Origin of the sequence: Pseudomonas sp. Ag1 (genome assembly GCF_000278565.1) — a bacterium.
Lineage (GTDB): Bacteria > Pseudomonadota > Gammaproteobacteria > Pseudomonadales > Pseudomonadaceae > Aquipseudomonas.
The window spans coordinates 87,345-112,825 of the sequence record NZ_AKVH01000110.1; the positions used below are offsets into that span (position 1 = coordinate 87,345).

Here is a 25,481-nt window from a genome sequence, read left to right on the forward strand (position 1 = left end):
TAAGCCAATGCTTAGCGAGCGGTTACTTCAGTAGCAGCGAAAAAGTACGAGATTTCGCGGGCAGCAGCGGCTTCGGAGTCCGAACCGTGAACGGCGTTGGCGTCGATCGATTCAGCGAAGTCAGCACGGATGGTGCCGGCAGCAGCTTCTTTAGGGTTGGTAGCGCCCATCAGCTCACGGTTCAGAGCGATAGCGTTTTCGCCTTCCAGAACCTGAACAACAACAGGACCGGAGATCATGAAGGCAACCAGGTCGCCGAAGAAACCACGAGCGCTGTGCTCAGCGTAGAAGCCTTCAGCTTCGGCTTTGGACAGTTGCTTGAGTTTCGAAGCTACAACCTTCAGGCCGGCTTTTTCGAAACGAGTGGTGATCTCGCCGATGACGTTTTTTGCAACAGCGTCAGGCTTGATGATGGAGAAAGTACGTTGAACAGCCATGGTGTAACTCCAGAAACGGTAATTTGCGAAAAATTAAACCCGCGAATTATACGCGGGTTCTTGGGTATTGCCTAACTGCGTAAAAAGGCGATTCAGTCTGCTTCTTCGATCCACAGGCCTTGTATCGCCTCAAGAACCTTTTCGCCACCCCGATCCGGGATGTCGTCAAATTCCGGCAGCTGCATCACCAGGTTGCGCAACTTGACGAAGTTCACCGACAGAGGATCGACATCCGGGTGAGCTTCAGCAAGTTGTATAGCGATTTCTTGTACATCAACCCATTTCAGGCTCATGACATTTCCTTGAATCAATGCGGCGCTTCGGCGGCATGGTTGAGCGAATACTTCGGAATCTCGACGGTGAGGTCTTCTGTTCCCACTTTTGCCTGACAGCTCAATCGCGACGTCGGCTCAAGGCCCCACGCCCTATCAAGATAGTCCTCTTCCAGCTCATCAGCCTCTTCCAGGCTATTGAAACCTTCGCGGATGATGCAATGGCACGTGGTACAGGCGTTAACGCCGCCGCAGGCGCTTTCGATCTCGATGTGGTTATCGTGAGCGACTTCGAGAATGGACTTGCCGGTCTCAGCCTCCACAACCATACCGTCCGGGCAATGCTCGGCGTGTGGCAGAAAAATGATCTGCGGCATCAGTTAATCCTCAAGTTCATTCAAGTTGCGGCCCGCCAGGGCGGCTTTTACCGTCTGGTCCATACGACGGGCGGCAAAGGCATCGGTCACTTGCGACAGGAGCTTGGTCTGTTGCTCGATGGCGTAACCATCGGTGCCTTTCATCAATTCAGCCAGTTCCTGCATTTGCAGGTCGATGACCATGCGCTCTTCGGCATCCAGCAGACGTTCGCCGTCAGCTTCCAGGGCGCCCTGCACCGCTTCGAGCAGGCGCTGGGCGTCGACTTGCTGCTCACGCAGCACGCGGGCGACCTTGTCGTCACCGGCGTACTGGAACGAATCCTTGAGCATCTTGGCGATTTCACCGTCGGTCAGGCCGTAGGACGGCTTGACCTGGATGCTGGCTTCAACGCCGGAGGCCAGTTCGCGAGCGGCAACGCTGAGCAAGCCGTCGGCGTCGACCTGGAAGGTCACGCGAATCTTCGCCGCACCAGCCACCATCGCCGGAATGCCGCGCAATTCGAAGCGCGCCAGGGAACGGCAGTCGCTGATCAGCTCACGCTCGCCCTGCAGCACATGAATCATCATGGCCGTCTGACCATCTTTGTACGTGGTGAAGTCCTGGGCGCGGGCAACGGGGATGGTGGTGTTGCGTGGAATCACCTTCTCCATCAGGCCGCCCATGGTTTCCAGCCCCAGGGACAACGGGATCACGTCAAGCAGAAGCAGTTCGCCACCATCACGCTTGTTACCGGCGAGGGTATCGGCCTGGATCGCGGCACCGATAGCCACCACTTGATCCGGGTCGATTTCAGTCAGCGGCTGACGGCCGAAGGCTTCAGCGACCGCCTCACGAACACGCGGCACGCGGGTCGAACCACCCACCATGACCACGGCGACCACGTCTTCCAGCTCGACACCGGAATCACGCACGGCGCGGCGGCAGGCTTTCAGGCTGCGGGCGACCATCGGTTCGATCAACGAATCGAACGCTTCGCGGGTCAGTTGAGCCGACCAGCTACCGTAGGAAACTTCAACCGACGCAGCGTCAGTCAGCGCTTCTTTGGCGGCACAGGCAGTTTGCAGCAAATTACGTTGCGCACCCGGGTCCAGGTCGGCAGACAAGCCGGCGCTGGTGATGATCCAGCCAGCAATGGCGTGATCGAAGTCATCGCCACCCAGGGCGGTATCGCCACCGGTAGCCAACACTTCGAAGACACCGCCGGTCAGGCGCAGGATCGAAATATCAAAGGTACCGCCGCCCAGGTCGTAAATAGCCACCAGGCCTTCGGCGTGCTGATCCAGGCCGTAAGCCACAGCGGCTGCGGTCGGCTCGTTGAGCAGGCGCAGCACGTTCAGGCCGGCAAGTTTCGCCGCATCCTTGGTGGCCTGGCGCTGAGCGTCATCGAAATATGCAGGAACAGTAATCACCGCACCTACCAGTTCGCCACCCAAGGTGGTCTCGGCGCGCTGGCGCAAGACCTTGAGGATATCGGCCGACACTTCCACCGGGCTTTTCGGGCCCTGGATCGTGTCGATGAACGGCATATGTGATTCACCGCCGACAAAGCGGTATGGAAGCTGGTCGCCCAGCTGCTTGACGTCGGACAAACCACGACCCATCAAGCGCTTGACCGACAGCACGGTATTCAAAGGATCGGTAGACGCCGCCAGCTTGGCCGACTCGCCCACTTCGGTGCGGTCAGCGTGATAACGCACGGCAGACGGCAGGATGACCTGGCCATCCGCGTCGGGCAGCGGCTCGGAAAGACCGCTGCGCAATGCAGCGACCAGCGAATTGGTAGTGCCCAAGTCAATCCCGACCGCCAGACGACGCTGGTGCGGTTGAGGACTTTGACCGGGTTCGGCGATCTGCAGTAGGGCCATGGTAATCAGGACTTATCTGTATATCAGGCGTGCAACCTGGGCGGCACTGGGTTAATCGTCGAGGCGCTCTTCTAACTGGCGCACTTCGTAGGTGAGCTTGTCGAGGAACTGCATGCGCCGCATCAGGCGTTCGGCCTGTTCACGTTGCGCCGCATCATCCCAACAGGCTGCGAAGCTTTCGTTGAGTTCATCCTGGGCCACTTTCAGACGGCGCTTGAAGACCGCGACACCGGCCAGATCAGCCTCGTCCTGCAGTTCTTCAAGCTCCTCGCGCCATTGCATCTGCTGCATCAGGAAATCAGGGTCCTGGACCGTGACTTCAAGCGGCAGCTCGCGACCGCCCATGGCGAGCAGGTAGCGCGCGCGTTTGGGAGGGTTCTTGAGCGTCTGATAGGCTTCGTTGAGGCTGGCTGATTGCTCCAGCGCCAGGCGTTGCTCACGCTCGGAAGCGTCAGCGAAGCGGTCCGGATGCACCCCACGCGCCAGTTCACGGTAGCGCGTGGCAAGCTGTTCAAGGTCCAGTCGAAAACTCGGCTGCAGCTCGAACAAAGCGAAATGACAAGGAGTACCCACAATCAGCCTCAGATGTTGAAGCTTTCGCCGCAGCCACATTCACCGCGTACGTTGGGGTTGTTGAACTTGAAGCCTTCGTTCAACCCTTCCTTGACGAAATCGAGTTCGGTGCCGTCCAGGTAGGTCAGGCTTTTCGGGTCGATGATCACCTTTTCGCCGTGACTCTCGAACACCTGATCTTCCTCGACCACCTCGTCGACAAACTCCAGCACGTAGGCAAGGCCGGAACAGCCCGTGGTGCGAACACCCAGACGAATCCCCTCACCTTTACCGCGCCCATTCAGGGAGCGGCGAATGTGCTGCGCAGCCGCTTCTGTCATGCTGATAGCCATCGTGACTCCTTACTCGTCGCCAAATTGCTTAGATCAAGCCTTTCTTCTGCTTGTAGTCGCGAACGGCCGCCTTGATGGCGTCTTCCGCGAGTACCGAGCAGTGGATTTTCACTGGCGGCAAGGCCAGTTCTTCGGCCAGCTGGGTGTTGCTGATAGTCACAGCCTCATCCAGGGTCTTGCCTTTCATCCATTCGGTCGCCAGGGAGCTGGAGGCGATGGCCGAACCGCAACCGTAGGTCTTGAACTTGGCGTCTTCGATAACGCCAGCTTCGTTGACCTTGATCTGCAGGCGCATAACGTCGCCGCACGCCGGAGCGCCGACCATGCCGGTGCCGACATCAGGGTCTTCCGCGTTCATCTTGCCGACGTTGCGCGGGTTTTCGTAGTGGTCGATGACCTTTTCGCTGTAAGCCATGGTACTGAATCCTCACTCATCAGGGCCGCTCTGGAGCCCTGTAAACACGCCTGCGTTTTCCGCCACGTCTTTACAGAGCCTTTTGGGTGGCGGCTTCTATATTTAGTGTGCCGCCCACTCGATCTTGGAAATGTCGACACCGTCCTTGTACATGTCCCACAGCGGGGACAAGGTACGCAGCTTGGTGACGGCCTCGCAGACTTTCTGCGCGGCGTAGTCGACTTCTTCTTCGGTGGTGAAACGGCCGAATGTAAAGCGGATCGAGCTGTGAGCCAGTTCGTCGTTGCGGCCCAGGGCGCGCAGGACGTAAGACGGCTCAAGGGAAGCCGAGGTGCAGGCCGAGCCGGACGAAACCGCCAGGTCCTTGAGCGCCATGATCAGCGACTCGCCTTCGACGTAGTTGAAGCTCAAATTCAGGTTGTGCGGTACACGGGCGGTCATGCTGCCGTTGATGTACAGCTCTTCAAGGTGCTCGACCTGCTTGTAGAAGCGATCGCTCAGGGCCTTGATGCGCACGTTTTCGGCAGCCATGTCTTCCTTGGCCACACGGAACGCTTCGCCGATGCCGACGATCTGGTGGGTCGCCAGGGTGCCCGAACGCATGCCGCGCTCGTGACCGCCGCCGTGCATGGTGGCTTCGATACGTACGCGAGGCTTGCGGCTCACGTAGAGGGCGCCGATGCCTTTAGGGCCGTAGGTCTTGTGGGCAGAGAACGACATCAGGTCGACTTTCAGTTTCGACAGGTCGATATCGACCTTGCCGGTGGACTGAGCAGCGTCGACGTGCAGCAACACGCCCTTGGAGCGGGTCAGCTCGCCGATGGCGGCGATGTCGTTGATGGTGCCGATTTCGTTGTTCACGTGGATCACGGAAACCAGGATGGTGTCTTCACGCATCGCGGCTTCGATCATCGCAGGGGTCACGATACCGTCGGTGGTTGGCTCAAGGTAGGTAACCTCAAAACCTTCACGCTCCAGTTGGCGCATGGTGTCGAGGACAGCCTTGTGCTCAATCTTGGTGGTGATCAGGTGTTTGCCTTTGGTCGCGTAGAAATGCGCCGCACCCTTGATTGCCAGGTTGTCGGACTCGGTTGCACCGGAGGTCCAGACGATTTCACGTGGGTCGGCATTCACCAGGTCAGCGACCTGGCGACGAGCGTTTTCCACTGCCTCTTCAGCTTTCCAGCCGAAAACGTGGGAACGGGACGCCGGGTTACCGAAGTTTCCGTCAACCAGCAGGCATTCGCTCATCTTTTGCGCGACACGCGGATCAACCGGGGTGGTCGCTGAGTAATCAAGGTAAATCGGCAATTTCATGGACTTTCTCCTAAATCAGGCTGGCTGGCGTGCCGTTAGCTCTTCGGCTGTCACTCGACGGCGGACGCTTCAATCTTGTCCAGACGCGGCGCCTTGGTGTTGCAACGGCGCTGGTCCTGACGCTGGGCTACTTCTTGCACCTCACGGCGAGTCACAAGATCAGCCAAGCTGATACCACTCAAAAACTCATGGATCTGCAGGCTCAGGTCACACCACAAGTGGTGCGTGAGGCAGGTGTCACCAGCGTGGCAATCACCCAGCCCCTGGCATTTGGTGGCATCGACGGATTCATTCACCGCGTCGATCACCTGGGCGACCTGGATGCCCTGCATGTCGCGGGACAATTGATAGCCGCCGCCTGGACCACGAACGCTGGAAACCAGATTGCTGCGGCGCAACTTGGCGAACAACTGCTCGAGGTAGGACAGGGAAATGCCTTGGCGCTCGGAGATATCGGCCAGGGACACCGGCCCATTTTGCGCGTGCAAGGCCAGGTCAAGCATGGCGGTCACCGCGTATCGGCCTTTTGTAGTCAGTCTCATGGACAAGTACCAAGGTGTTTCAGAATGGGAGCAAGTATGCGATTCCCGAGTATTTAAGTCAACTATAAGACCTAGTACTTTAGTCAGGAATACCCGTAAAAAGGGCGCGCGAATCATAGCAGGGCGGGACGGGATGGACCAGCGGGAACAGGGCCAAGCGGGAATTCGGGACTAATGAAGGTCAAAATGTGGGAGCGGGCTTGCTCGCGAATGCGGTGATTCAGTCAATATATTCGGTGACTGACGCGCAGCTTTCGCGAGCAAGCCCGCTCCCACATGGGTTTTGCAGTGATTGCGAGACTTCAGCCAGCCTTGGTGGCGGCACTTTCGTCCTTGATCTCGGCAAAGTCTTCCTTGCGCAGCTCAGGCAGATCCTTGGCGCAGTAGCTGCTGCCGAGGTCTTTCAGGGCGCCGCACATACCGTCCAGCTTGCCGTCCACCGCTTGCAGGTGATCCAGCAACTGACCGATGGCACGCGCTACCGGGTCAGGCATGTCTTCGCTGACGCCATAGGCATCGAAGCCGATCTTCTCGGCCATGGCCTTGCGCTTGGCTTCCTGCTCATCACCCACTTCCGGCTTGACGATGATCCGCCCGGGAATGCCGACAACCGTTGCGCCAGGCGGTACAGCCTTGGTCACCACAGCATTGGAGCCGACCTTGGCGCCCGCACCGACGGTAAACGGACCGAGCACCTTCGCGCCCGCCCCGACTACAACGCCATCTTCCAGCGTAGGGTGGCGCTTGCCTTTGTTCCAGGTTGTGCCACCCAGGGTCACGCCCTGGTACAGGGTCACGTCATCACCAATCTCGGCGGTCTCGCCAATAACGATGCCCATGCCGTGGTCGATAAAGAAACGACGGCCGACCTTGGCGCCCGGATGAATCTCAATCCCGGTCAACCAACGGCCGAAGTTCGACACCAGCCGCGCCAGCCATTTCCAGCCCATGCCCCACAAGGCGCCGGACAGGCGATGGATCCAGATCGCGTGCATGCCCGGGTAGCAGGTCAGCACTTCAAAGGCGTTGCGCGCCGCCGGGTCACGGTGGAAAACACTCTGGATATCTTCTCGCAAACGCTCGAACATTTTTAATCCTTCCGCTTAAGAAGCTCGCCACGGGCCGCTTTCTGGGTTTCCGTGAGGATGCCACGCAATATATTCATTTCTGCCCGGCTGACCGAGCTGCGTCCGTATAGCCGGCGCAGACGCGCCATCAAGTGCCGCGGTTTTTCCGGATCGAGGAATTCGATGGCCACCAGGGTTTGCTCCAGGTGCTCATAGAACCGCTCAAGCTCGTCCATGGTGGCCAGTTCGCCACTCTTGGTCGATGCAACCTCGTCCTTTTCAACCTTGCTTGGCTGGCCTTCAGCGGCCAGCCAGGCCATGCGCACTTCATAGCTCAACACCTGCACCGCTGCCCCGAGGTTCAGCGAACTGAACTCGGGGTCTGATGGGATGTGCACGTGATAATGACATCGCTGCAGCTCTTCATTGGTCAGGCCGGAGTCTTCACGGCCGAATACCAAGGCGATTTCTGCGCCGCCGGCGGCCTCTTCCACGACTTTGGTCCCGCATTCGCGAGGATCCAGCAGCGGCCAGGGGATGCGACGGTCGCGAGCGCTGGTGCCGAGCACCAGGTTGCAGCCGACCAGGGCGTCTTCCAGGGTGGCAACGACCTGGGCTTTTTCGAGGATGTCATTGGCGCCGGACGCGCGCGCATCGGCCTCGTGGTGCGGGAACACCCGCGGCTCCACCAGCACCAGGCGCGTCAGCCCCATGTTCTTCATGGCTCGCGCCACGCCGCCGATATTGCCGGGATGACTGGTATTGACGAGGACGACACGGATGTTTTGCAGCAAGGGAGGCGCTCTCGGACACGGGAAAGGGGAGCAAATCTTACAGAACAGCCTAAGGTTATGCCATGAAAGGTAACGTCGTCCTTCACCTGAAGAAAGTTTCTGCTAGAATGCTCGGCTTTCTTTAACAACCTTAGGTGACACATCCATGCAGCCCATGCTGAATATCGCGCTGCGCGCCGCCCGCAGCGCCAGTGAATTGATCTTCCGCTCCATCGAGCGCCTGGATACCATCAAGGTCGACGAAAAAGACGCCAAGGATTACGTATCCGAGGTGGATCGCGCCGCCGAGCAGAAAATCATCGACGCGCTGCGCAAGGCCTACCCTACCCACGGCATCCTCGGTGAAGAAACCGGCCTGCACAAAGGTAGCGGCGAAGGCGAAGACTACCTGTGGATCATCGACCCACTGGATGGCACCACCAACTTCCTGCGCGGTATCCCGCACTTTGCCGTGAGCATTGCCTGCAAATACCGTGGCCGCCTGGAACACGCCGTTGTGCTGGACCCGGTTCGCCAGGAAGAATTCACCGCCAGCCGTGGCCGTGGCGCCCAGTTGAACGGTCGCCGCCTGCGCGTCAGCGGTCGCACCAGCCTCGACGGCGCCCTGCTGGGTACCGGCTTCCCATTCCGTGACGACCAGATGGACAACCTGGAAAACTACCTGGGCATGTTCCGCGCCCTGGTTGGCCAGACCGCCGGCATCCGTCGCGCCGGCGCAGCCAGCCTGGACCTGGCGTATGTCGCTGCCGGTCGTTTTGATGCGTTCTGGGAGTCGGGCCTGTCCGAGTGGGACATGGCTGCAGGCGCACTGCTGATTCAAGAAGCGGGCGGCCTGGTGAGCGACTTCACCGGTGGTCACGACTTCCTGGAGAAGGGTCACGTGGTTGCCGGCAACACCAAATGCTTCAAGGCAGTCCTGACGGCGATCCAGCCGCACCTGCCGGCTTCGCTGAAGCGCTAAGCGAGCGAGCACAAAAAAGCACCCCTCGGGGTGCTTTTTTTATACCTGGGATTACTGCTGCGGCTGGTTCTGACCGATAACCAGGCGCCCTTCCTTGTCGACGGGGATCTGGTTGCCTGGATCACGATCCATGCGCACGGAGCCTTCCTTGCCGTCCAGGGTGTAACGTACGTCGTACCCGACAACCTTGTCGCTGATGTCATTAACGGTATTACAACGAGTTTGCGTGGTGGTGTAGGTATCGCGGTTCTGCATGCCTTCCTGAACCTTGTTACCAGCGTAACCGCCACCGACCGCACCGGCCACGGTGGCCAGCTTCTTGCCATTACCGCCGCCGACCTGATTACCCAACAGGCCGCCCGCCAGCGCACCGACCACCGTACCGACGATTTGATGCTGATCCTGCACAGGTTTCTGCCGGGTTACGGCAACATCCTTGCAGACTTCACGCGGGGTTTTAATCTGGGTTTTCACCGGCTGCACCGCCAGCACTTGCGCATACTCAGGGCCGCTTTTTACCAGGCTGTAGGTGGCAACAGCACCCCCGGCAGTCACACCGACAGCACCCAATACCGCACCAACCAGTAACGACTTGTTCACGTGAACCTCCTGACCATCACAAACGGACCGAACGATCCGCGCTATACCCAGCCTTGGAGCAAAAAAAAAGGCGCGAGTTCAATACTCGCGCCTTATTTGTAACAGCAGATCAACAATCACCCATCAAGGGCGGTCGTCGACCTCCTTGCCGGTGCTGGCAGGAGGGATCAAGTCTTCGCTGTTGAGGTTCAGCCAGATCAGTACCACGTTGGCGATGTAGATCGACGAGTAGGTACCCGCCAGCACGCCGATGAACAGCGACAGCGAGAAGCCCCACAGGTTGTCGCCACCGAACACCATCAGTGCGGCAATCGCCAGCAAGGTGGAGATCGAAGTCGCCATGGTGCGCAGCAGGGTCTGGGTGGTGGAGATGTTGATGTTCTCGATCAACGTCGCCTTGCGCAGCACCCGGAAGTTCTCACGAACCCGGTCGAATACCACGATGGTGTCGTTGAGGGAGTAGCCAATGATTGCCAGCACCGCCGCCAATACCGTCAGATCGAAGGTGATCTGGAAGTAGGCCAGGATACCCACGGTCACGATCACGTCGTGGATCAGCGACACAATGGCGCCGACACCGAACTTCCACTGAAAGCGGAAAGCCAGGTAGATCATGATGCCGACCAGCGCCATCAGCATGCCGAGGCCGCCCTGGTCGCGCAGTTCTTCACCTACCTGCGGGCCCACGAACTCGACGCGCTTGACCGACGCCAGGTTGTCGCCGCCGACCTTCTGCAAGGCCTCGGCTACCTGGTGACCCAGTTGCGGGTCTTCGCCCGGCATACGCACCAGCAGGTCAGTGGTTGCACCAAAGCTCTGGACGATGGCTTCGTGATAGCCGGCCTTGACCAGCTCGTTGCGCACCAGGCTAACGTCGGCCGGCTTCTCGTAGGTCAGCTCGATGAGCGTACCGCCGGTGAAGTCCAGACCGTAGTTCAGGCCCTTATGGAACCAGCTGAACAACGCCAGAACGGTAAGGAGCATGGTGAAGCCGAACGCAACGTTGCGAACGCCCATGAAGTTGATTGTACGTAACATGGCAGCCCCTTAAATCCACAACTTCTTGAAGTCACGTCCGCCAAAGATCAGGTTGACCATTGCGCGGGTCACCATGATGGCCGTGAACATCGAGGTAAAGATACCGAGGGACATGGTCACCGCAAAACCTTTGACCGGGCCGGTGCCCATGGCAAAGAGAATCCCGCCGACCAACAGGGTGGTCAGGTTGGAGTCGAGAATTGCAGTAAATGCCCGGCCGAAGCCTTCGTTGATTGCCCGTTGCACGGTCATGCCCGCAGCAATCTCTTCACGAATCCGCGAGAAGATCAGTACGTTGGCGTCAACCGCCATACCCATGGTGAGTACGATACCGGCGATACCTGGCAGGGTCAGCGTTGCACCCAGCAGCGACATCAGGGCCAGCAGCATCACCATGTTGCCCGCCAGCGCGACGGTGGCGATGACGCCGAAGAAGCGATAGATGGCGATGATGAACAGGGAGACGAACAGCATGCCCCACAGTGCAGCGTCGATACCCTTGGTGATGTTGTCAGCACCCAGGCTCGGGCCGATGGTACGTTCTTCAGCGAAGTACATCGGGGCGGCCAGGCCACCGGCACGCAGCAGCAGCGCCAGTTCGGATGACTCACCCTGGCCGTTCAGGCCGGTGATGCGGAATTGAGCACCCAGCGGCGACTGGATGGTCGCCAGGCTGATGATCTTCTTCTCTTCTTTAAAGGTCTGTACCGGTACGTCTTTCTCGACGCCGTCGACCACTTGCTTGGTGTAGGTGGTGACAGGACGCTGCTCGATGAAGATCACCGCCATGCTGCGACCGACGTTGCTGCGGGTTGCGCGGCTCATCAGTTCGCCGCCGTGGCCATCCAGGCGAATGTTCACTTCAGGCGTACCGTGCTCGCCGAAACCAGCCTTGGCGTCGGTCACCTGGTCACCCGTAATGATCAAGCCACGCTCGATCAGTGCAGGTGGACGATTGCCTTCACGGAACTCGAACTCTTCTGCAGTAGCACGGGTAGCACCCGGCTCAGCCGCCAGGCGGAATTCCAGGTTGGCTGTTTTACCCAGGATACGCTTGGCTTCAGCGGTGTCCTGCACGCCCGGCAGTTCAACCACGATGCGGTTGGCACCCTGGCGCTGAACGATCGGCTCGGCCACACCCAGCTCGTTGACGCGGTTACGTACCGTGGTCAAGTTCTGCTTGATCGAGTATTCACGGATTTCCGCCAGCTTGGCCGGGGTCATCGCCAGACGCAGTACCGCCTGACCATTGAGGTCGGCCGGAACAATGTCGAAATCGTTGAAGTTCTTGCGGATCAGCGCACGGGCCTGTTCGCGGGTTGCTTCGTCAGCAAAGCCCAGCTGGATGGCACCGTTGAGCTGCGGCAGGCTGCGATAACGCAGGCGCTCTTTACGCAGCAGGCTCTTCACATCGCCTTCGTAGACTTTCAGGCGAGCGTCGAGGGCCTTGTCCATGTCCACTTCCAGCAGGAAGTGCACACCACCGGACAAGTCCAGACCCAGCTTCATCGGGTGTGCGCCGATCGCGCGCAGCCATTTTGGCGTGGTCTGTGCCAGGTTCAGTGCGACGACGTAGTCATCACCCATGACCTTGCGCACAACGTCTTTTGCCGGCAATTGGTCTTCTTGCTTGGTCAGGCGCAACAAGCCGCCCTTCGCATCAGCAGCCAAACTTGCCGCTTTAACCTGGATACCCGCGTCGGTGAGCGCTTTGCTCGCACGGTCCAGATCAGCCTGATTGACCTGCAGCGCAGTGCTGGCGCCAGTGATCTGGATAGCCGGGTCATCAGGATAGAGATTGGGAGCGGAATAAATAAAACCGATCGCCAGCACCGCCAGGATCAGTACGTATTTCCACAGAGGGTATTTGTTCAGCATCACGCCGCCCGCTTATAACGCGGGGCGCCTTGCGCGCCCCGTCGATTGGTAAAGGTTGTTACTTAGATCGCTTTGAGCGTGCCTTTTGGCAGCGTGGCAGCGATGGCGCCCTTCTGGAACTTCATTTCTACGGTGTCGGAGACTTCCAGAACCACGAAAGCGTCGGACACTTTAGTGATCTTGCCGGCGATGCCGCCAGTGGTCACGACTTCGTCGCCTTTCTGCAAGCTGCCCAGCAGGTTCTTCTGCTCTTTGGCGCGCTTGGCCTGTGGACGCCAGATCATCAGGTAGAAGATGACCAGGAAGCCGACCAGGAAAATCCACTCAAAACCACCGCCCATAGGACCGGCAGCGGCCGGTGCAGCGGCATCAGCCATGGCATTAGAGATAAAAAAGCTCATTTAGCACTCCAGTTGCAAATAGTGAATCTTAGGGTCGGAAAACTCAGTCCAAGGGCGGCACAGGCAGCCCGCGCTTGGCATAGAAGGCATCGACGAAGGCGGCCAATGTACCCTGTTGAATAGCCTCGCGCAAACCAGCCATCAGGACTTGGTAGTGACGCAAATTGTGGATGGTATTCAACATGCTACCCAGCATTTCCCCACACTTGTCCAGATGGTGCAGATAAGCGCGCGAGAAGTTCTGGCAGGTGTAGCAGTCACAGGTAGGATCCAGCGGCGATTCATCATGGCGATGGAACGCGTTACGGATCTTCAGCACGCCTGTATCGATGAACAGATGCCCATTGCGGGCATTACGGGTTGGCATCACGCAATCGAACATGTCCACACCGCGGCGCACACCCTCTACGAGATCTTCCGGTTTGCCAACGCCCATAAGGTAACGAGGTTTGTCAGCCGGCATCAGGCCCGGTAGGTAATCCAGCACCTTGATCATCTCGTGCTTGGGCTCGCCCACCGACAGGCCGCCGATGGCCAGGCCGTCGAAGCCGATCTTGTCCAGGCCTTCCAGCGAGCGCTTGCGCAAGCTTTCATGCATGCCGCCCTGCACGATACCGAACAGGGCAGCGGTGTTATCGCCATGGGCGTTTTTCGAGCGCTGGGCCCAACGCAACGACAGTTCCATGGAAATCCGCGCGACGTCTTCATCGGCCGGGTACGGCGTGCACTCGTCGAAAATCATCACGATGTCGGAGCCCAGGTCACGTTGCACCTGCATCGACTCTTCCGGGCCCATGAACACTTTGGCGCCGTCCACCGGGGAGGCGAAGGTCACGCCCTCCTCCTTGATCTTGCGCATGGCGCCCAGGCTGAACACCTGGAAACCACCGGAGTCAGTGAGGATCGGGCCTTGCCACTTCATGAAGTCATGCAGGTCGCCATGCTTCTTGATCACTTCGGTGCCCGGGCGCAGCCACAGGTGGAAGGTGTTGCCGAGGATGATCTCGGCGCCCGTGGCGACGATGTCACGCGGCAGCATGCCTTTTACCGTGCCGTAGGTACCGACCGGCATAAAAGCCGGGGTCTCGACGGTACCGCGAGGGAAAGTCAAACGGCCGCGGCGAGCTTTACCATCCGTGGCCAGCAATTCAAACGACATACGACTCATGATTGTTCCTCTGGGCCGCGCGGCGCCGGATTACGGGTGATAAACATCGCATCACCGTAGCTGAAAAAACGGTATCCGTTATCGATGGCGGCTTGATAAGCGGCCATGGTCTCGGGATAACCGGCAAATGCCGACACCAGCATCAACAGCGTGGATTCCGGCAAATGGAAATTGGTCACCAGAGCATCGACCACATGAAACGGCCGGCCCGGGTAGATAAAGATGTCTGTGTCGCCACTGAACGGCTTGAGCACGCCATCGCGCGCCGCGCTTTCCAGCGAGCGCACGCTGGTCGTACCGACCGCCACCACCCGCCCGCCGCGCGCCTTGCACGCTTCAACCGCATCCACGACGTCCTGGCTGACTTCCAGCCACTCGCTGTGCATATGGTGGTCTTCGATGTTATCCACACGCACCGGCTGAAACGTGCCGGCCCCCACGTGCAGGGTCACATAGGCCGTTTCAACGCCTTTGGCGGCAATCGCATCCAGCAGCGGCTGGTCGAAATGCAGCCCCGCCGTCGGTGCAGCCACCGCGCCCAGTCGCTGGGAATACACCGTCTGATAACGCTCGCGGTCCGAGTCTTCATCCGGGCGGTCTATATAAGGAGGCAACGGCATATGGCCGACGCGTTCCAGCAGCGGCAACACTTCCTCGGCAAACCCAAGCTCGAACAACGCATCATGACGGGCCAGCATTTCTGCTTCGCCACCGCCATCGATAAGGATCTTCGAACCCGGTTTCGGCGACTTGCTGGAGCGCACATGGGCCAGCACGCGATGGCTGTCCAGCACCCGCTCCACCAGAATTTCCAGCTTGCCGCCGGATGCTTTCTGGCCAAAAAGGCGAGCCGGAATCACCCGGGTATTGTTGAAAACCATCAAGTCGCCTGGGCGTAAATGCTCAAGCAAATCAGTGAATTGACGGTGTGCGAGGGCACCGCTGACCCCGTCCAGGGTCAGCAGTCGACTGGCGCGACGCTCGGCCAAAGGATGGCGAGCGATCAGCGAATCAGGGAGCTCAAAAGTAAAGTCAGCAACGCGCATGATGGGGTTCGTCTAGCAGGGCCGGGAAGTCTAGCGGAAATAGTGAAAATTGACCATGAAACGTGATTGACCAACGGTAATCTCATCTCTATACTTCGCCGCCATTGAGCCCTGATGGCGGAATTGGTAGACGCGGCGGATTCAAAATCCGTTTTCGAAAGGAGTGGGAGTTCGAGTCTCCCTCGGGGCACCAAGATTTTCCTTTAAAATCAAGCACTTACCAGCTTACGGTTTTAAAGTTTTGGAAGTAATTTTTGGAAGTGTTTTTGGAACTTCCAAATCAAAGATCCCGGCCCACGCGCCGGGTTTTTTATTGCCTAAAAAACGCTCAAAGCCACAGCCTGCAAGGGTTCCTCTGGTCCATGCCCCTCCCCTCAAAATTATCAGGCTGAAAACGCCTTTTCTGCTTTTCCAGAGCTTCCACTCCTAGCAACCCCTGAAGGCACATCTTCCCGCGCAGCGGAATGCATCAAATGCTAGATTCTCGAATCGTCCGAGGATTTCTACCAACATGCTCATGCAGCTCCTGACCAGCCTCTTGCCTACCCTCACACCCGATAACACCAAGATCCATTTGGCACAGCACAACGGGATCGAACACCCAATGGACGTGTACCTGGCTGGGGACTTTGATGAGTGGCAGTCGTGGCAGTCGAGGAAGAATTTCGAGTGCCGATACGTCATCGGCCTTGTTGAGATTCCAGAGTCCAAGAACTGGCTCCTAGCTGGGATCTACGATTCGTTGAAGGTGAAAGAGGTACGCCAAGGCAAGGTCAATCGTGATTACGTTTACGAATACCGCCGTGTGCCAGAGTTCGAAGAGCTGGCGGGGAGATTGGTCCTTGAGTACAAAAAACCAAGGGCCAACTACCTGTACCTCAAGACATGCATGCCCACGATGAAGCTGTCTGAAATCCTAGAAAGGAAAATGACCGTGGGGGGATTCCCCGGCTTCAAGGATGTGAACATTAGCTTTCAAGAATTGAAAATCATCGCCAGGGAAGGGTTTGTGTCGTGGCAGACTGCTTTGAGCAGTGTTGCAGGCGTTTACCTAATATCCGACCGCACCGAGGGTGAACACCAGCTCTATGTAGGCTCTGCTACGGGCACAGGTGGCTTGTGGGATCGCTGGGTAACGTACTCAAAGAATGGGCATGGCGGTAACGCCCGCATACGTGACCTTCACCTGAAACGTGGTGAGTCGTTTTCTGAAAATTTCAGATTCAGCATCTTAGAAATTGCCGATAAGCACACCGGCGTCGAAGAGATGAAGCTAAAGGAAATTCATTGGAAACAGAGGCTTTTGACTCGTGACAGTGGATTGAATGCCAATTAATTATTACCTTTAGAATCGTCACTCTACGACTTCAAGTGAGACCTATGCACCCACTATCAGAAGAAGCAGAAGCACTCCAGAACATTCTTGTCTCACAGGCGACAGGAGGAAACGAGGACGATACGTCTTACGTCATGCTTCGCCGCGCAATTTTGGATGATCCAACCCTCAACACATTGGCGCCGCGCCTGCTCAACACTTGCAGGAGCCTTGGGCAATTCTGGCAGTTTATAAAGAACAAATACGGAACATATGCTGAGCGCAGAGCGTATCTATGGGATGAATTTCGTCCACTTCTTGATTTTGTAGAGAAAGGCGGTTTTTCACCCGCAGACCACGTTGTATCTGGCGCTATCGACAGGTTTGACTCGGAGCATGTTAGGAACGCGTGGACTAAATCTCTTGAGCGACGCACTACTGATCCAGAGGGCGCTATTACAATGGCTCGCACTCTTCTCGAGTCTGTATGCAAACATATTCTTGATGATGCAGGATCGAAATACGAGGACAGTCCCGACTTAAACAAACTATATAGGCAGACAGCTGAGCTGCTGAACCTTGCACCATCTCAACACACTGAACAGGTTTTCAAACAAATTCTTGGAGGATGCACAGCGGTGGTGGAAGGTTTAGGAGCCCTACGGAATCGACTCAGTGATTCCCACGGCAAAGGGAAAACTGGTATTAAACCCGCACCACGCCATGCAGAACTGGCAGTAAATCTGGCGGGCTCTCTCGCTCTATATCTTCTAGGCACCTGGGAAGTCAGATTAGCAACTGAAAAGGACAATTAAAAACCTGTGTCTTCCACCCGCAATTCATACTGCGGTAAGATAGGATAAAAAACCACTCCAATCATGAGCTTTATACTTTTCCAACATGGCTTTGTTTAAATTTATTTGTGACAATTTCCAGGAAATGGAATGAGACCAAAATACCTCTTCAAGTATTTGCTGTGCTGTAAAGTACCTAAACTCATTAACTGTATAATTATAGACTAGATAAATTCGAGTGGGATTGGCCTCTAGAACCTCCTTTTTGAAACCACGCTGATTTACCCAATTGGCCCCGCTTTTTATCTGAATCTCGAAATACTTACCGTTTGCACCAACAATACCGTCAATCCCTTTATCATCGACAAGGGAAGGATAGACGTCAAAACCAGCCTCAATAAGCTTAGCCCACACCAAAAATTCATTTCGTTTGCCAATGGACATTTTACTCACGAATCCCCCCTTTGAGACTGCCAAGCAGCCTCGACGTGTAATACGATAAATTATAAGATTGAATACGGTTACAAAGTGCTAGATGCCTGTACCCCTTTCACTATACCTTTATTTGTTTCCGGCTGATTACGGCACCTTTCAGGAACAGCCATATCATTTTTTCCGTCAACAACCTCTCCCTTCAGCCCATTTGCTGAAGCTCGCCCATACTGAACCCCTATGTCATAACACGACGTTGGAAGTGCTTTCTTGCTGCTTAATCGTGCAAGCCGCTCTTCCCATATCTGCTGGGATCTTTGAACGTCATAAGCTGTATAGCCCACTACTCCAGCAATAGCACAACCAGCAAAAACACCAGCTATGACTCTGCTGTTTAACTGTTTTTTATATAACGTGAAAGAAGTTTTTGTGTTTTCTAAATTTGTGCATATACGGTAATACGCGTAAGCCAAAGCAATAACCAACGTTACGCCAAGCGAATAGTACTTCGCGAACGAAACCGTTTGCGTAAACCAGAAAAATAGATATACCGGAACGAATAAGCAAAGCGAAGCTGCAACCGCATAGCCAATGCACTGTAAAATAATTGCGATTCCTTCCTTCATCCCGCGCGTCCCCGCCTCCTTGAATTAGCTCATAAAGCTATCGAATCGCCATCATTAGATCAACCAGTAGATTTCTTCATGGTAAATTGCTGCTTGCCCTCCCCCCTCCAAGTTGAAGCGTATGCAGCCACCTAAGAAATACCTGATAGTGAAAGCAGGGCCAGAAGGAGCTAGCGATCTCTTCCCTATGAAGGAGTGGTGCAGGCAGAACCCAACTGAAGCCCCTTCAATGAACCCTAACGAAGCTAACTCACAGCAGCTTCGCAAAGGGTTTGCCCGCATGGGTTGGGTCATAGAAGAAACCGAGACACAGGTTTTGATCCTTCACCCAGGAACGCCGCAAACGGCACTTAAAGACCTGGAAAACAAAGAGCTAGAGCAGGAAGGTGGTGAAACGCCTGATGATGATCGGGGTAGCGTCTTTGAGCTGGAATGGCAGTTGCGAGACTTCATTGCTCATAACATCGAATCACTGTCCGTTGATGGCAAAAGCTTGCGCCTATACGTCGATGACCAAGGACGAGACGGGGTTGAATACCCCACTGGCGTTGGCCCTATAGACATTTTGGCAATAGACAGAGATGGCGCCTATGTCGTCTTTGAGCTGAAACGTGGTCGCGTAGCCGACAAAGCCATAGGCCAGATCAGCCGGTACATGGGCTGGCTGATAACCAACAAGGAGGAAGGAACGAAGGTGAAGGGAGTCATTGTCGCAAAGGACATAAGCCAGAATTTACGCCATGCGGTGGTGGCAGTGCCAAACGTCTCACTTTTTGAGTATCACATCAGTTTCACATTGAACGAGATCAAAGCAGCCAACGCGAAATGAGGCACATGCCGCCATTGCGGCGGCATGATAGCTACGAGGTTACTTCAACCAAGACTCAACGGTGTCAGCACCGAACTCACTTTTCCATTCTTTCAATTGGCGGTGGTTTCCGCCTTTCGTTTCAATGGTTTCGCCAGTGTGAGGATTCTTGTAGACCTTCACAACTCGCTCACGGCGAGTAGCTTTGATAGGTGCCAGGGCTGCACCTTTACGGTTGAGCGAAGCTGGATCGAGGATTGCGATCACGTCGCGCAGGCTTTTGCCATATTGGCCAAGAAGGTTGCGCAGCTTCTCTTCAAATTTTATCTCTTCAGCTAGACCAGCATCACCTTTCAGTGCTTCCAACTGAGCCATTTGTTCGGCTAGGTGTTTTTCTAGCTGACGGAATTCTGCAAGCTTCGACATTGTGCATACCTAATAAATTGGTTGTGATTTGATGATACATGAAATCATTCAAATCGGAAAATTGGTCAATCCATCTTCACAAGAAAAGGTTTGGATTTAGCCACAATATCAAATTTCTTAGCCTTTTCATTCCACAAGACAACGCCGTCATTCTGCATCATGTCAGGGCTACCAGCTTTGTAGTAACGCAAATCACTCATGAAAATTGCATTGCTGTTTTGCCTGTGAGCAACCCCACCATTAGCTGGGGCAAGAGCATCTGACTCGCTTGGAAACTGCATAGGTGCTTTGTATAGCTTCCCATCGTTCACATCAACGAAGACCGTGGCTTGGCATCCCGTGCCGCAACCATAAGTAGCGACCACAAAGTGCCCAGCAAAATCGGCTTTCTTGCCAACGGTGCCTTCGATGGATTCTTTGATACGCCATTGGCCTGCCAGGGCTTTGTTACTCGACCAATCGACTTTAGCTAGTGGCTTGGAAGAGACAGATGACGCCGGGTATTTTTCAAAGGTGAATCGGTCATCTGCGTGGCTTGCAGAAGCTACGCACATGGCAAGAACGACAGCAGTCAAAATCCTTTTCATTTGAATCACTCGATGTTGGTTAGAGGCAAAACCATAGCTCCAGTCTGCTGGATCAATCAAGATCGTTCCAAGAAATATTTTAGAACCTTACGAAACCCGGCAGATATAGCTTAAAAATTGCTTTTCCCTGCAATGCCCAACAGTTCGTCTAGACACAGTGCCCCTGCCTTTATTTCGCGTAGCGAATGCCTTCTAAAAATGAAATGGTAAAATCAGTCATATAACAACCAGAAACAAAATGGCAGTAGCTAAACGAAAATCATACAAAGAAAAAAAGGAGTACATCGACAACAGTAAAGAGAAGCTGGAAGGATTCCTTGCGGATAAGGTCGATAGCATCCACGCAATGCTCCAGACAGAAAATCCATACGTGCCTGTTTGGAACTCCCCTTGCTTCAAAATCCGATACCTGAATCCCGTGTCAGGAACAGTCTACAACCTCGAAAACTCCATGCTTCTGTCCATGCTAGGGAAAGAGAAAGGCTTTGAACTGCCCTACTACCTCACAGCGAAACAGGGCTACGACGCTGGCCTGTCAAACAAGGGCGAGAAGGGAGACTTCGTTGTTCACCACTTCGGCATGCAGATCGGCTTTGTAAAAGACGGCGAAAAGCCAGGTACTGGGGGTAACGATGACCAGGAGCCCAATGGGGAAGGCAAAGCCATCTATAGACGTGCTTCAAAGCTATCCCCTGTCTTCAACCTGCAGCAATTTACAGGCGAGCTACCCGAGAAGATAAAAGCGCAGATGGCGCAACGCGCCAAGTTCCCAACACCAGCCGAAGTACAGACGGTGCTTCAGTCAATCATGGATACGATGCCCACACCGCTCAAAAGGCACGCAGGGGCGGAACACAGCAATTACTTCTCACCAATTGAAGACACCATCTACATGGCCCCGTCTGGCTACTTCAAGAGCGACCTCCACGAGCTATCGACGCTTCTCCACGAAGTCAGCCACTCATACGGCGTAGTAAGCCGCAAAAACCGTGAAAGCCTCGCAAAATATGCAGAAAGCGATGAACACCGAGCTTATGAAGAATTGGTAGCAAATCTCTCAGCACAAGGTGTCATCAAGCACCTGAACTTCAACCTCACAGACGGTATGCGCGAACAGTTAGACGATGCCTTTTTCAAGAACCACCAGACCTACGATGTGGGTTGGGCCTTGAAGGGCTTGAGAGACAAGCCTGATCAGGTATTCAAAGCTGCCGCAGACGCAGACCGCACAGCGAACGAGATCATCTACAAGCTAGAGAATGACCTCAAAGCCAAGTACGACCTAGACCCTACCCTACCCGTCTCTGACTTCATCAAACAGCGCCTATCTCGCTCTGAAGTGGATTCCACGCCACAGGTGAAGGCGCCGACCATAAGCCCTAGAGATTCAGCGGTAGAGACCCCTACGCCCCAAGAACAACAACAAAAAAAGAGGACATTGAAAATATGAATAATTTCGAGAAAACCAGAAAACAAGCTTTTGAAGATCTAATCGATGGAGACATAGAGCTAACGGAGCTTTACGAGCAAGGAATGCTTACAGAGGAATGCTTTGTGGAGGAATCCACAAATGAACCGTATAAAGAAATTCTGCCAGAAAGGATTTACTAAGAAAAATAATTGTGATCTTAGAAAATAAACAGGAAGAGATTCCTGTTTTTTTGGTTTTGATATCCGCAAATTAGTAAACGTAAGGTTTTGATATCCCTTCAGTCTAAAAACCATGGATCAATCATTTTACTGAAGCCAAAAATTAATTCATGATCCACCACGTTATTAAGCACTTCATAAACACTTATGAAGCACCTCATAAGTATTTCATAACTATTTATGAAATATTTCACACTAACGGCTTGTTTTCTTTTTTCAAATGTTATTATTTTAAAAACAAACCAAAACTAAAGGAATTTAATCATGAACCAACCAGCTAAAATTTTGGCCTTAATCAGTCATAAAAGCATTACTAAAACCACGACCATTTCAAATCTCAGCCACTCCTTGGCGCTTCAAGGTTATCGCACGCTGATTATCGACACTGATGGCGTTCCAGCTATTCAAATGCATATCGAGCAGAACAAAGAAGTAACAGAAAAACGCATTATCAAAAACAAAGCCAAGGTGGAATTGCTTAAAAATAAAGGTAGAGCTATAAACCAGTCCTTGCTGGATCAACTTGAGTACGATGAATTCGCACTTGAAAACCGTCCTATCGTTATTGCCCGCAGCCTTTATGAGCTGGACGCACAATTTGATGTAATCAAACGTGACTACGCTCACTTTGACTTTATTATTGTAGATGTTCCAGCCAAGGTTCTCGACTCGAAAAACAACCCAATCAAGGAAATTAAAAGGCTCATCAGCTTTAGTGACTTGGTGATTACACCTTACAAAGGTGACACACAGAACGCAGTGACTGCCGTTACCGTGTCGGGAATCATTGAGGATTTGAAATACGACGCTGTGAGCCTAGGCGGAAAATTCACCACAAAGGTACGCTCTCTGCTGGCTTTCGATCCAGCACGCATCAAGGCAAATTCCAAAGAGGTCAGCGCTAACCTCACCTTGACGGATACATCCACGACTGCAGCAAGACTTGCCCGAAATGCAGAACGTAAAGCCTTGAAGGAAATCGACCGTAAGAACCAGATTGATGCAGATATTAGGGCATTTGGTGATGCGTTTGGTGAACACCAGAAGCCGTTGGAAGCACCTTTGATTTTTCGCTCGATATACCCTAACCAATTCAACAAAGGGCAGACCATTTATAACGCCACGACTGAATCGGCCAAAATTGCACAAGCTGAATTCAATCTTGTGGTGAAAGCGATTCTTGAAGCCATTGCTGAAACATCAGTGGTCGCCACTGCCCAAAACGAATCAATCACAAACTAACTAAAAGGAGATAACAATCATGACATTTGACTTACAAGCAGCAAAAGCCCGTGCAGAAGCTAAAAGAGCGGAAGCACCTACTACACCACCAGTATCTGAAATCACTTTGGTAGAGACAACTCCAAAATCACCGGAACAGATTCAAGCAGAAATCGAGCAAGCAGCCGCTGAAAAAGCTATCCACGATCAAAAGGTCTTGGCTTTCAAAATCGACCAAGCTTTGAAGGAACACAAAGCCTTGCCTGAAGGCAACAAATTGAGCGTGCGCAGCTTCGCGTTCACAGACAAGACCGATAGCGCTATCAAGGCTTTCGAGTCCATCACGAACAACAAGCGCTATGGCAAAGGGTACGTGAGTAGCTCAGTCAGCGTTGACGTTGAGCGCATGTGCATCCTGCGCTTGAAGGCTCTGACAGACCCGGTTCTGAAATCCTACCTGGATGACGTAGACACAGAATTCAGACGAACCATCGACTGATATAGACTCAAAAACCCAAGCCCCTTAATCGGGGCTTTTTTGGGCCTACGATTTAAGCTCTGATTTGTGGGAATTTCAGAAGCCCTTCATATGTACTTCATAAACAGTTCATAAGCACTTATTAACCATTTATTAAACCCTTCACAAGCAAATATGAAGCTTACCCATTTATCAGCCACTTGTTCGGCCAGCCTAGGAAAAATGAAAGATATTAAAACGAAAAAAAACTAGCTTTCTGCTATCAGTCTATGAAAAAATCTGACTGTTACCTAACCAAATGGACTGGACCCAAATGAAATTTTTCAACCGCAAGCTTTTGGCAACTGCTGTATTGATTGGCTCCGTCACTCTGTTGGCCGGATGCCAAGAAAAGATCGAAGCACCTTCAGTCTCCGTTTTGAAAGCCAGCATTCAGAAAATCTCCAAAGAACTCGATCCTGTAGAGCAGGTGAAATTTCAAGAGGCTTTTGAATCTGGCATGAACTACGTCTATGCCAAAAACCACGGCGGGCGTACACCGGACCAAAACATTGGCAACATCTTTGGTCAAGTAATGCGCGGAATGCAAGGTCAGACAGTGGACACGAGCGCAGAGGATGCGACAGAGCGCGACTTGCTGAAATTGTTTGATGGCAAAACCGCTAGCAAAGTTATCAGCCAGAAAGAAGATTGGGATGAAGAGCTGGTAAAACTGAAAGCTCAGTGGCAAAAAGCTCAAAACGAATTAGCAGAGCAGCGTCAAAAGCAAATCGTTGAAAATGCTCGCATTCAGAAATTAGAATATGCCCGCCAACAAAAAGTGCAATTGACTCAAAACATCACACAGCTTGAGCAAAACATTCCGAAGCTGGAAGCTCAAATCAGCGAGTATGAAATCAAGAAGAAGCCATTTACTGATGCAGTTGCTGACTATCCTAAAGTCCAAATCAAGAATGTAGCTATCAAGGTAGACGGCCCGCGCAAAAGGTTTGTCGAGTTTGACGTGGTGAACGGCTCACAAGTCCAATTCAATGAAATAGTGTTTAACGTCAAAATAGCCGCCGATGCAGGTGTTATTACAAGCCCTACAACACGGCTGACCATTGACGGTGCTGGCGTGGTTCCCGGCTCTAGCTATCACGTCTCATACAACGTTTCAGCCTCATCTGCGTATCGTTATGAGCCAAGCAACCTTCAGGTTGACGTAACTCTGATCAAAGCAACCGACTTGAGTACCAAGGTCGCGGTAGCTGAAACTCTAGATGATGCTGGCTGGAAAAGCTGGTTTGAAAACTCGTTGGTCGGTTACAAAAATCAGCTTGAACAAACCAAGAAGCGCATTGATGACTATCAAAAGCAATTGGCCGCAATGGATCAACCAGATACTTCAGCTTAACCAATTCAAGGAACGATCATGAAGCTTGTGCGAAATGCTGGTATTGCTGTTTGCTTTTGCGTATTTCTTGCTGCTTGCGGGGGCGACAAAAGCCCTGTCATCAAAGCAAAAACCATCGATGATGTAGGTCAGTTTATTGAGCATAGCGATCAGCTTACTCCCGGCCAAAAGAAAGACTTAGCCGTCGCAGTGCCTAACCTAATGAATGAATGGGTTATCAAGCATGGTTACGATGATGACATCAAAAAAGATCTTGGTGATTATTTCGATGGTATGCACGTCAACGAAATCATTGAGAAAGGTGGAACCAAGCCAAATTTAGGCGCAAGAGCTGACGCTACTACAATTGCAAACGAGTACCGGGCGAAGCATCAGAAATGAATGCTAGTTGACTATGACTGCCTCACAAAGGAGCCCCGCTAATGGGGCTTTTTTGTGGATGTCATGTGAGACCACAAACACTTAATATATGGTTCACATCCACTTCATAATTGGCTCATAAACGTTTATGAAGTCGTTCATATCCATACTGGACGCGCTTAATAAACACTTACGAAACTGTTCATAAGCGTACCCTCAACGCTTTCCACTGCCATAGCTACCAGTTAGGCGCGCCCAGGAATCAAGCATGTCTATTTTCTTGGGGCTCTTCCTACCCTTCTCG

Annotated in this window: 31 protein-coding genes and 1 tRNA gene; 11 read left to right on the plus strand and 21 right to left on the minus strand. The window is 53.8% G+C overall.

The annotated features are described in order from the left end of the window. Positions 1 to 11: 11 nt before the first annotated feature. The 11 genes from ndk to trmJ form a co-directional block, all read right to left on the minus strand. Positions 12 to 437 carry a nucleoside-diphosphate kinase gene (gene ndk / locus A462_RS05705; protein ID WP_003175956.1) on the minus strand — a complete coding sequence of 142 codons (426 nt, stop codon included), beginning with the start codon at positions 435 to 437 and terminating at the stop codon, positions 12 to 14. A gap of 92 nt (positions 438 to 529) precedes the next feature. After that, complete coding sequence (gene iscX, locus A462_RS05700; protein ID WP_003209673.1) at positions 530 to 730, minus strand: Fe-S cluster assembly protein IscX; 201 nt, start codon at positions 728 to 730, stop codon at positions 530 to 532. 14 nt (positions 731 to 744) lie between these two features. Further along, a complete protein-coding gene (gene fdx, locus A462_RS05695) occupies positions 745 to 1,086 on the minus strand; it encodes an ISC system 2Fe-2S type ferredoxin (protein WP_003209674.1) in 342 nt (113 codons plus the stop codon). 3 nt (positions 1,087 to 1,089) lie between these two features. Further along, positions 1,090 to 2,952: a Fe-S protein assembly chaperone HscA gene (hscA, locus tag A462_RS05690; RefSeq protein WP_008438287.1), complete on the minus strand. Its 1,863-nt coding sequence runs from the start codon at positions 2,950 to 2,952 to the stop codon at positions 1,090 to 1,092. Between the two features lie 51 nt (positions 2,953 to 3,003). Continuing rightward, a complete protein-coding gene (hscB, locus tag A462_RS05685; RefSeq protein WP_008438289.1) occupies positions 3,004 to 3,525 on the minus strand; it encodes a co-chaperone HscB in 522 nt (173 codons plus the stop codon). Between the two features lie 8 nt (positions 3,526 to 3,533). After that, positions 3,534 to 3,857 carry an iron-sulfur cluster assembly protein IscA gene (iscA, locus tag A462_RS05680; protein ID WP_003209680.1) on the minus strand — a complete coding sequence of 108 codons (324 nt, stop codon included), beginning with the start codon at positions 3,855 to 3,857 and terminating at the stop codon, positions 3,534 to 3,536. Positions 3,858 to 3,885: 28 nt separating this feature from the next. Beyond that, a complete protein-coding gene (gene iscU / locus A462_RS05675; protein WP_003209682.1) occupies positions 3,886 to 4,272 on the minus strand; it encodes a Fe-S cluster assembly scaffold IscU in 387 nt (128 codons plus the stop codon). Between the two features lie 102 nt (positions 4,273 to 4,374). Continuing rightward, on the minus strand, positions 4,375 to 5,589 hold the full coding sequence (locus tag A462_RS05670) for an IscS subfamily cysteine desulfurase (protein ID WP_008438290.1): 1,215 nt from the start codon (positions 5,587 to 5,589) through the stop codon (positions 4,375 to 4,377). Between the two features lie 50 nt (positions 5,590 to 5,639). Beyond that, positions 5,640 to 6,131: a Fe-S cluster assembly transcriptional regulator IscR gene (gene iscR, locus A462_RS05665; protein WP_003210305.1), complete on the minus strand. Its 492-nt coding sequence runs from the start codon at positions 6,129 to 6,131 to the stop codon at positions 5,640 to 5,642. A 302-nt stretch (positions 6,132 to 6,433) separates the two neighbouring features. After that, entirely contained in the window at positions 6,434 to 7,219 is a 786-nt protein-coding gene (cysE, locus tag A462_RS05660; protein WP_008438291.1) for a serine O-acetyltransferase, read from the minus strand. Between the two features lie 2 nt (positions 7,220 to 7,221). Continuing rightward, complete coding sequence (gene trmJ, locus A462_RS05655; protein WP_003210307.1) at positions 7,222 to 7,992, minus strand: tRNA (cytosine(32)/uridine(32)-2'-O)-methyltransferase TrmJ; 771 nt, start codon at positions 7,990 to 7,992, stop codon at positions 7,222 to 7,224. Between the two features lie 145 nt (positions 7,993 to 8,137). Between trmJ and suhB the strand changes: the two genes are divergently transcribed. Further along, positions 8,138 to 8,953: a type III secretion system regulator SuhB gene (gene suhB, locus A462_RS05650; protein ID WP_003175971.1), complete on the plus strand. Its 816-nt coding sequence runs from the start codon at positions 8,138 to 8,140 to the stop codon at positions 8,951 to 8,953. A gap of 51 nt (positions 8,954 to 9,004) precedes the next feature. On the opposite strand, the gene A462_RS05645 is transcribed toward suhB, so the two are convergent. From A462_RS05645 to queA, 6 genes are all read right to left on the minus strand, one after another. After that, the gene (locus tag A462_RS05645) at positions 9,005 to 9,553 is read right to left on the minus strand and encodes a glycine zipper 2TM domain-containing protein (RefSeq protein WP_003210309.1); all 549 of its coding nucleotides are present in this window, start codon (positions 9,551 to 9,553) and stop codon (positions 9,005 to 9,007) included. 123 nt (positions 9,554 to 9,676) lie between these two features. Beyond that, on the minus strand, positions 9,677 to 10,591 hold the full coding sequence (gene secF / locus A462_RS05640) for a protein translocase subunit SecF (protein WP_008438292.1): 915 nt from the start codon (positions 10,589 to 10,591) through the stop codon (positions 9,677 to 9,679). Positions 10,592 to 10,600: 9 nt separating this feature from the next. Then, complete coding sequence (secD, locus tag A462_RS05635) at positions 10,601 to 12,469, minus strand: protein translocase subunit SecD (RefSeq protein WP_003210312.1); 1,869 nt, start codon at positions 12,467 to 12,469, stop codon at positions 10,601 to 10,603. A 62-nt stretch (positions 12,470 to 12,531) separates the two neighbouring features. Continuing rightward, positions 12,532 to 12,870 (minus strand): preprotein translocase subunit YajC, encoded by a 339-nt coding sequence (gene yajC / locus A462_RS05630; protein ID WP_003175975.1) that lies wholly within the window; start codon positions 12,868 to 12,870, stop codon positions 12,532 to 12,534. Between the two features lie 43 nt (positions 12,871 to 12,913). Beyond that, positions 12,914 to 14,029 carry a tRNA guanosine(34) transglycosylase Tgt gene (gene tgt, locus A462_RS05625; protein WP_003210314.1) on the minus strand — a complete coding sequence of 372 codons (1,116 nt, stop codon included), beginning with the start codon at positions 14,027 to 14,029 and terminating at the stop codon, positions 12,914 to 12,916. A 5-nt stretch (positions 14,030 to 14,034) separates the two neighbouring features. Continuing rightward, positions 14,035 to 15,084, minus strand: coding sequence for a tRNA preQ1(34) S-adenosylmethionine ribosyltransferase-isomerase QueA (gene queA, locus A462_RS05620; RefSeq protein ID WP_008438293.1), 1,050 nt, complete (start codon positions 15,082 to 15,084; stop codon positions 14,035 to 14,037). Positions 15,085 to 15,192: 108 nt separating this feature from the next. Here queA and A462_RS05615 point away from each other — a divergent pair. The 3 genes from A462_RS05615 to A462_RS33810 all read left to right on the plus strand — a co-directional run bounded on the left by A462_RS05615 (position 15,193) and on the right by A462_RS33810 (position 17,214). Next, positions 15,193 to 15,277 (plus strand) — tRNA-Leu (locus A462_RS05615). A gap of 318 nt (positions 15,278 to 15,595) precedes the next feature. Next, on the plus strand, positions 15,596 to 16,420 hold the full coding sequence (locus tag A462_RS05610; RefSeq protein WP_008438294.1) for a GIY-YIG nuclease family protein: 825 nt from the start codon (positions 15,596 to 15,598) through the stop codon (positions 16,418 to 16,420). Between the two features lie 44 nt (positions 16,421 to 16,464). Next, on the plus strand, positions 16,465 to 17,214 hold the full coding sequence (locus A462_RS33810; protein ID WP_008438295.1) for an abortive infection family protein: 750 nt from the start codon (positions 16,465 to 16,467) through the stop codon (positions 17,212 to 17,214). A gap of 24 nt (positions 17,215 to 17,238) precedes the next feature. Here A462_RS33810 and A462_RS05605 read toward each other — a convergent pair whose 3' ends face one another. Both A462_RS05605 and A462_RS34385 read right to left on the minus strand, forming a co-directional pair. Next, the gene (locus A462_RS05605) at positions 17,239 to 17,646 is read right to left on the minus strand and encodes a hypothetical protein (RefSeq protein ID WP_177324604.1); all 408 of its coding nucleotides are present in this window, start codon (positions 17,644 to 17,646) and stop codon (positions 17,239 to 17,241) included. Positions 17,647 to 17,714: 68 nt separating this feature from the next. Continuing rightward, the gene (locus tag A462_RS34385) at positions 17,715 to 18,251 is read right to left on the minus strand and encodes a hypothetical protein (RefSeq protein ID WP_138739343.1); all 537 of its coding nucleotides are present in this window, start codon (positions 18,249 to 18,251) and stop codon (positions 17,715 to 17,717) included. Between the two features lie 229 nt (positions 18,252 to 18,480). Here A462_RS34385 and A462_RS05600 point away from each other — a divergent pair, with 229 nt between their 5' ends. Beyond that, the gene (locus A462_RS05600; protein ID WP_238347413.1) at positions 18,481 to 19,080 is read left to right on the plus strand and encodes an endonuclease NucS domain-containing protein; all 600 of its coding nucleotides are present in this window, start codon (positions 18,481 to 18,483) and stop codon (positions 19,078 to 19,080) included. Positions 19,081 to 19,119: 39 nt separating this feature from the next. Here the strand turns inward: A462_RS05600 and A462_RS33815 are convergent, their stop codons facing one another. Both A462_RS33815 and A462_RS05595 read right to left on the minus strand, forming a co-directional pair. Continuing rightward, positions 19,120 to 19,485 (minus strand): histone-like nucleoid-structuring protein, MvaT/MvaU family, encoded by a 366-nt coding sequence (locus tag A462_RS33815; RefSeq protein WP_008438298.1) that lies wholly within the window; start codon positions 19,483 to 19,485, stop codon positions 19,120 to 19,122. Positions 19,486 to 19,550: 65 nt separating this feature from the next. Further along, positions 19,551 to 20,132, minus strand: a complete 582-nt coding sequence (locus tag A462_RS05595; RefSeq protein ID WP_238544265.1) for a hypothetical protein — start codon at positions 20,130 to 20,132, stop codon at positions 19,551 to 19,553. Between the two features lie 178 nt (positions 20,133 to 20,310). Here A462_RS05595 and A462_RS05590 point away from each other — a divergent pair, with 178 nt between their 5' ends. The 6 genes from A462_RS05590 (at position 20,311) to A462_RS05570 (ending at position 25,198) form a co-directional block, all read left to right on the plus strand. Further along, complete coding sequence (locus A462_RS05590) at positions 20,311 to 21,522, plus strand: zincin-like metallopeptidase domain-containing protein (protein WP_008438302.1); 1,212 nt, start codon at positions 20,311 to 20,313, stop codon at positions 21,520 to 21,522. After that, on the plus strand, positions 21,519 to 21,683 hold the full coding sequence (locus A462_RS34390) for a hypothetical protein (RefSeq protein ID WP_157222864.1): 165 nt from the start codon (positions 21,519 to 21,521) through the stop codon (positions 21,681 to 21,683). The genes A462_RS05590 and A462_RS34390 overlap by 4 nt, the downstream gene beginning before the upstream one ends. A 303-nt stretch (positions 21,684 to 21,986) precedes the next feature. Then, positions 21,987 to 22,964, plus strand: a complete 978-nt coding sequence (locus tag A462_RS05585) for an AAA family ATPase (RefSeq protein ID WP_008438304.1) — start codon at positions 21,987 to 21,989, stop codon at positions 22,962 to 22,964. Positions 22,965 to 22,983: 19 nt separating this feature from the next. Continuing rightward, a complete protein-coding gene (locus A462_RS05580; RefSeq protein ID WP_008438306.1) occupies positions 22,984 to 23,442 on the plus strand; it encodes a hypothetical protein in 459 nt (152 codons plus the stop codon). Between the two features lie 292 nt (positions 23,443 to 23,734). Continuing rightward, entirely contained in the window at positions 23,735 to 24,817 is a 1,083-nt protein-coding gene (locus tag A462_RS05575) for a hypothetical protein (RefSeq protein ID WP_008438308.1), read from the plus strand. 18 nt (positions 24,818 to 24,835) lie between these two features. Next, a complete protein-coding gene (locus A462_RS05570) occupies positions 24,836 to 25,198 on the plus strand; it encodes a hypothetical protein (RefSeq protein WP_008438310.1) in 363 nt (120 codons plus the stop codon). Positions 25,199 to 25,481 lie beyond the last annotated feature (283 nt).

Coding starts and splice junctions, on each gene's coding strand:
- ndk (WP_003175956.1), bottom strand. CDS start 437: ATGGCTGTTCAACGTACTTTCTCCATCATCAAGCCTGACGCTGTTGCA.
- iscX (WP_003209673.1), bottom strand. CDS start 730: ATGAGCCTGAAATGGGTTGATGTACAAGAAATCGCTATACAACTTGCT.
- fdx (WP_003209674.1), bottom strand. CDS start 1,086: ATGCCGCAGATCATTTTTCTGCCACACGCCGAGCATTGCCCGGACGGT.
- hscA (WP_008438287.1), bottom strand. CDS start 2,952: ATGGCCCTACTGCAGATCGCCGAACCCGGTCAAAGTCCTCAACCGCAC.
- iscA (WP_003209680.1), bottom strand. CDS start 3,857: ATGGCTATCAGCATGACAGAAGCGGCTGCGCAGCACATTCGCCGCTCC.
- iscU (WP_003209682.1), bottom strand. CDS start 4,272: ATGGCTTACAGCGAAAAGGTCATCGACCACTACGAAAACCCGCGCAAC.
- A462_RS05670 (WP_008438290.1), bottom strand. CDS start 5,589: ATGAAATTGCCGATTTACCTTGATTACTCAGCGACCACCCCGGTTGAT.
- iscR (WP_003210305.1), bottom strand. CDS start 6,131: ATGAGACTGACTACAAAAGGCCGATACGCGGTGACCGCCATGCTTGAC.
- cysE (WP_008438291.1), bottom strand. CDS start 7,219: ATGTTCGAGCGTTTGCGAGAAGATATCCAGAGTGTTTTCCACCGTGAC.
- suhB (WP_003175971.1), top strand. CDS start 8,138: ATGCAGCCCATGCTGAATATCGCGCTGCGCGCCGCCCGCAGCGCCAGT.
- secF (WP_008438292.1), bottom strand. CDS start 10,591: ATGTTACGTACAATCAACTTCATGGGCGTTCGCAACGTTGCGTTCGGC.
- secD (WP_003210312.1), bottom strand. CDS start 12,469: ATGCTGAACAAATACCCTCTGTGGAAATACGTACTGATCCTGGCGGTG.
- yajC (WP_003175975.1), bottom strand. CDS start 12,870: ATGAGCTTTTTTATCTCTAATGCCATGGCTGATGCCGCTGCACCGGCC.
- tgt (WP_003210314.1), bottom strand. CDS start 14,029: ATGTCGTTTGAATTGCTGGCCACGGATGGTAAAGCTCGCCGCGGCCGT.
- queA (WP_008438293.1), bottom strand. CDS start 15,084: ATGCGCGTTGCTGACTTTACTTTTGAGCTCCCTGATTCGCTGATCGCT.
- A462_RS05610 (WP_008438294.1), top strand. CDS start 15,596: ATGCTCATGCAGCTCCTGACCAGCCTCTTGCCTACCCTCACACCCGAT.
- A462_RS33810 (WP_008438295.1), top strand. CDS start 16,465: ATGCACCCACTATCAGAAGAAGCAGAAGCACTCCAGAACATTCTTGTC.
- A462_RS34385 (WP_138739343.1), bottom strand. CDS start 18,251: ATGAAGGAAGGAATCGCAATTATTTTACAGTGCATTGGCTATGCGGTT.
- A462_RS05600 (WP_238347413.1), top strand. CDS start 18,481: ATGAACCCTAACGAAGCTAACTCACAGCAGCTTCGCAAAGGGTTTGCC.
- A462_RS33815 (WP_008438298.1), bottom strand. CDS start 19,485: ATGTCGAAGCTTGCAGAATTCCGTCAGCTAGAAAAACACCTAGCCGAA.
- A462_RS05590 (WP_008438302.1), top strand. CDS start 20,311: ATGGCAGTAGCTAAACGAAAATCATACAAAGAAAAAAAGGAGTACATC.
- A462_RS34390 (WP_157222864.1), top strand. CDS start 21,519: ATGAATAATTTCGAGAAAACCAGAAAACAAGCTTTTGAAGATCTAATC.
- A462_RS05585 (WP_008438304.1), top strand. CDS start 21,987: ATGAACCAACCAGCTAAAATTTTGGCCTTAATCAGTCATAAAAGCATT.
- A462_RS05580 (WP_008438306.1), top strand. CDS start 22,984: ATGACATTTGACTTACAAGCAGCAAAAGCCCGTGCAGAAGCTAAAAGA.
- A462_RS05575 (WP_008438308.1), top strand. CDS start 23,735: ATGAAATTTTTCAACCGCAAGCTTTTGGCAACTGCTGTATTGATTGGC.
- A462_RS05570 (WP_008438310.1), top strand. CDS start 24,836: ATGAAGCTTGTGCGAAATGCTGGTATTGCTGTTTGCTTTTGCGTATTT.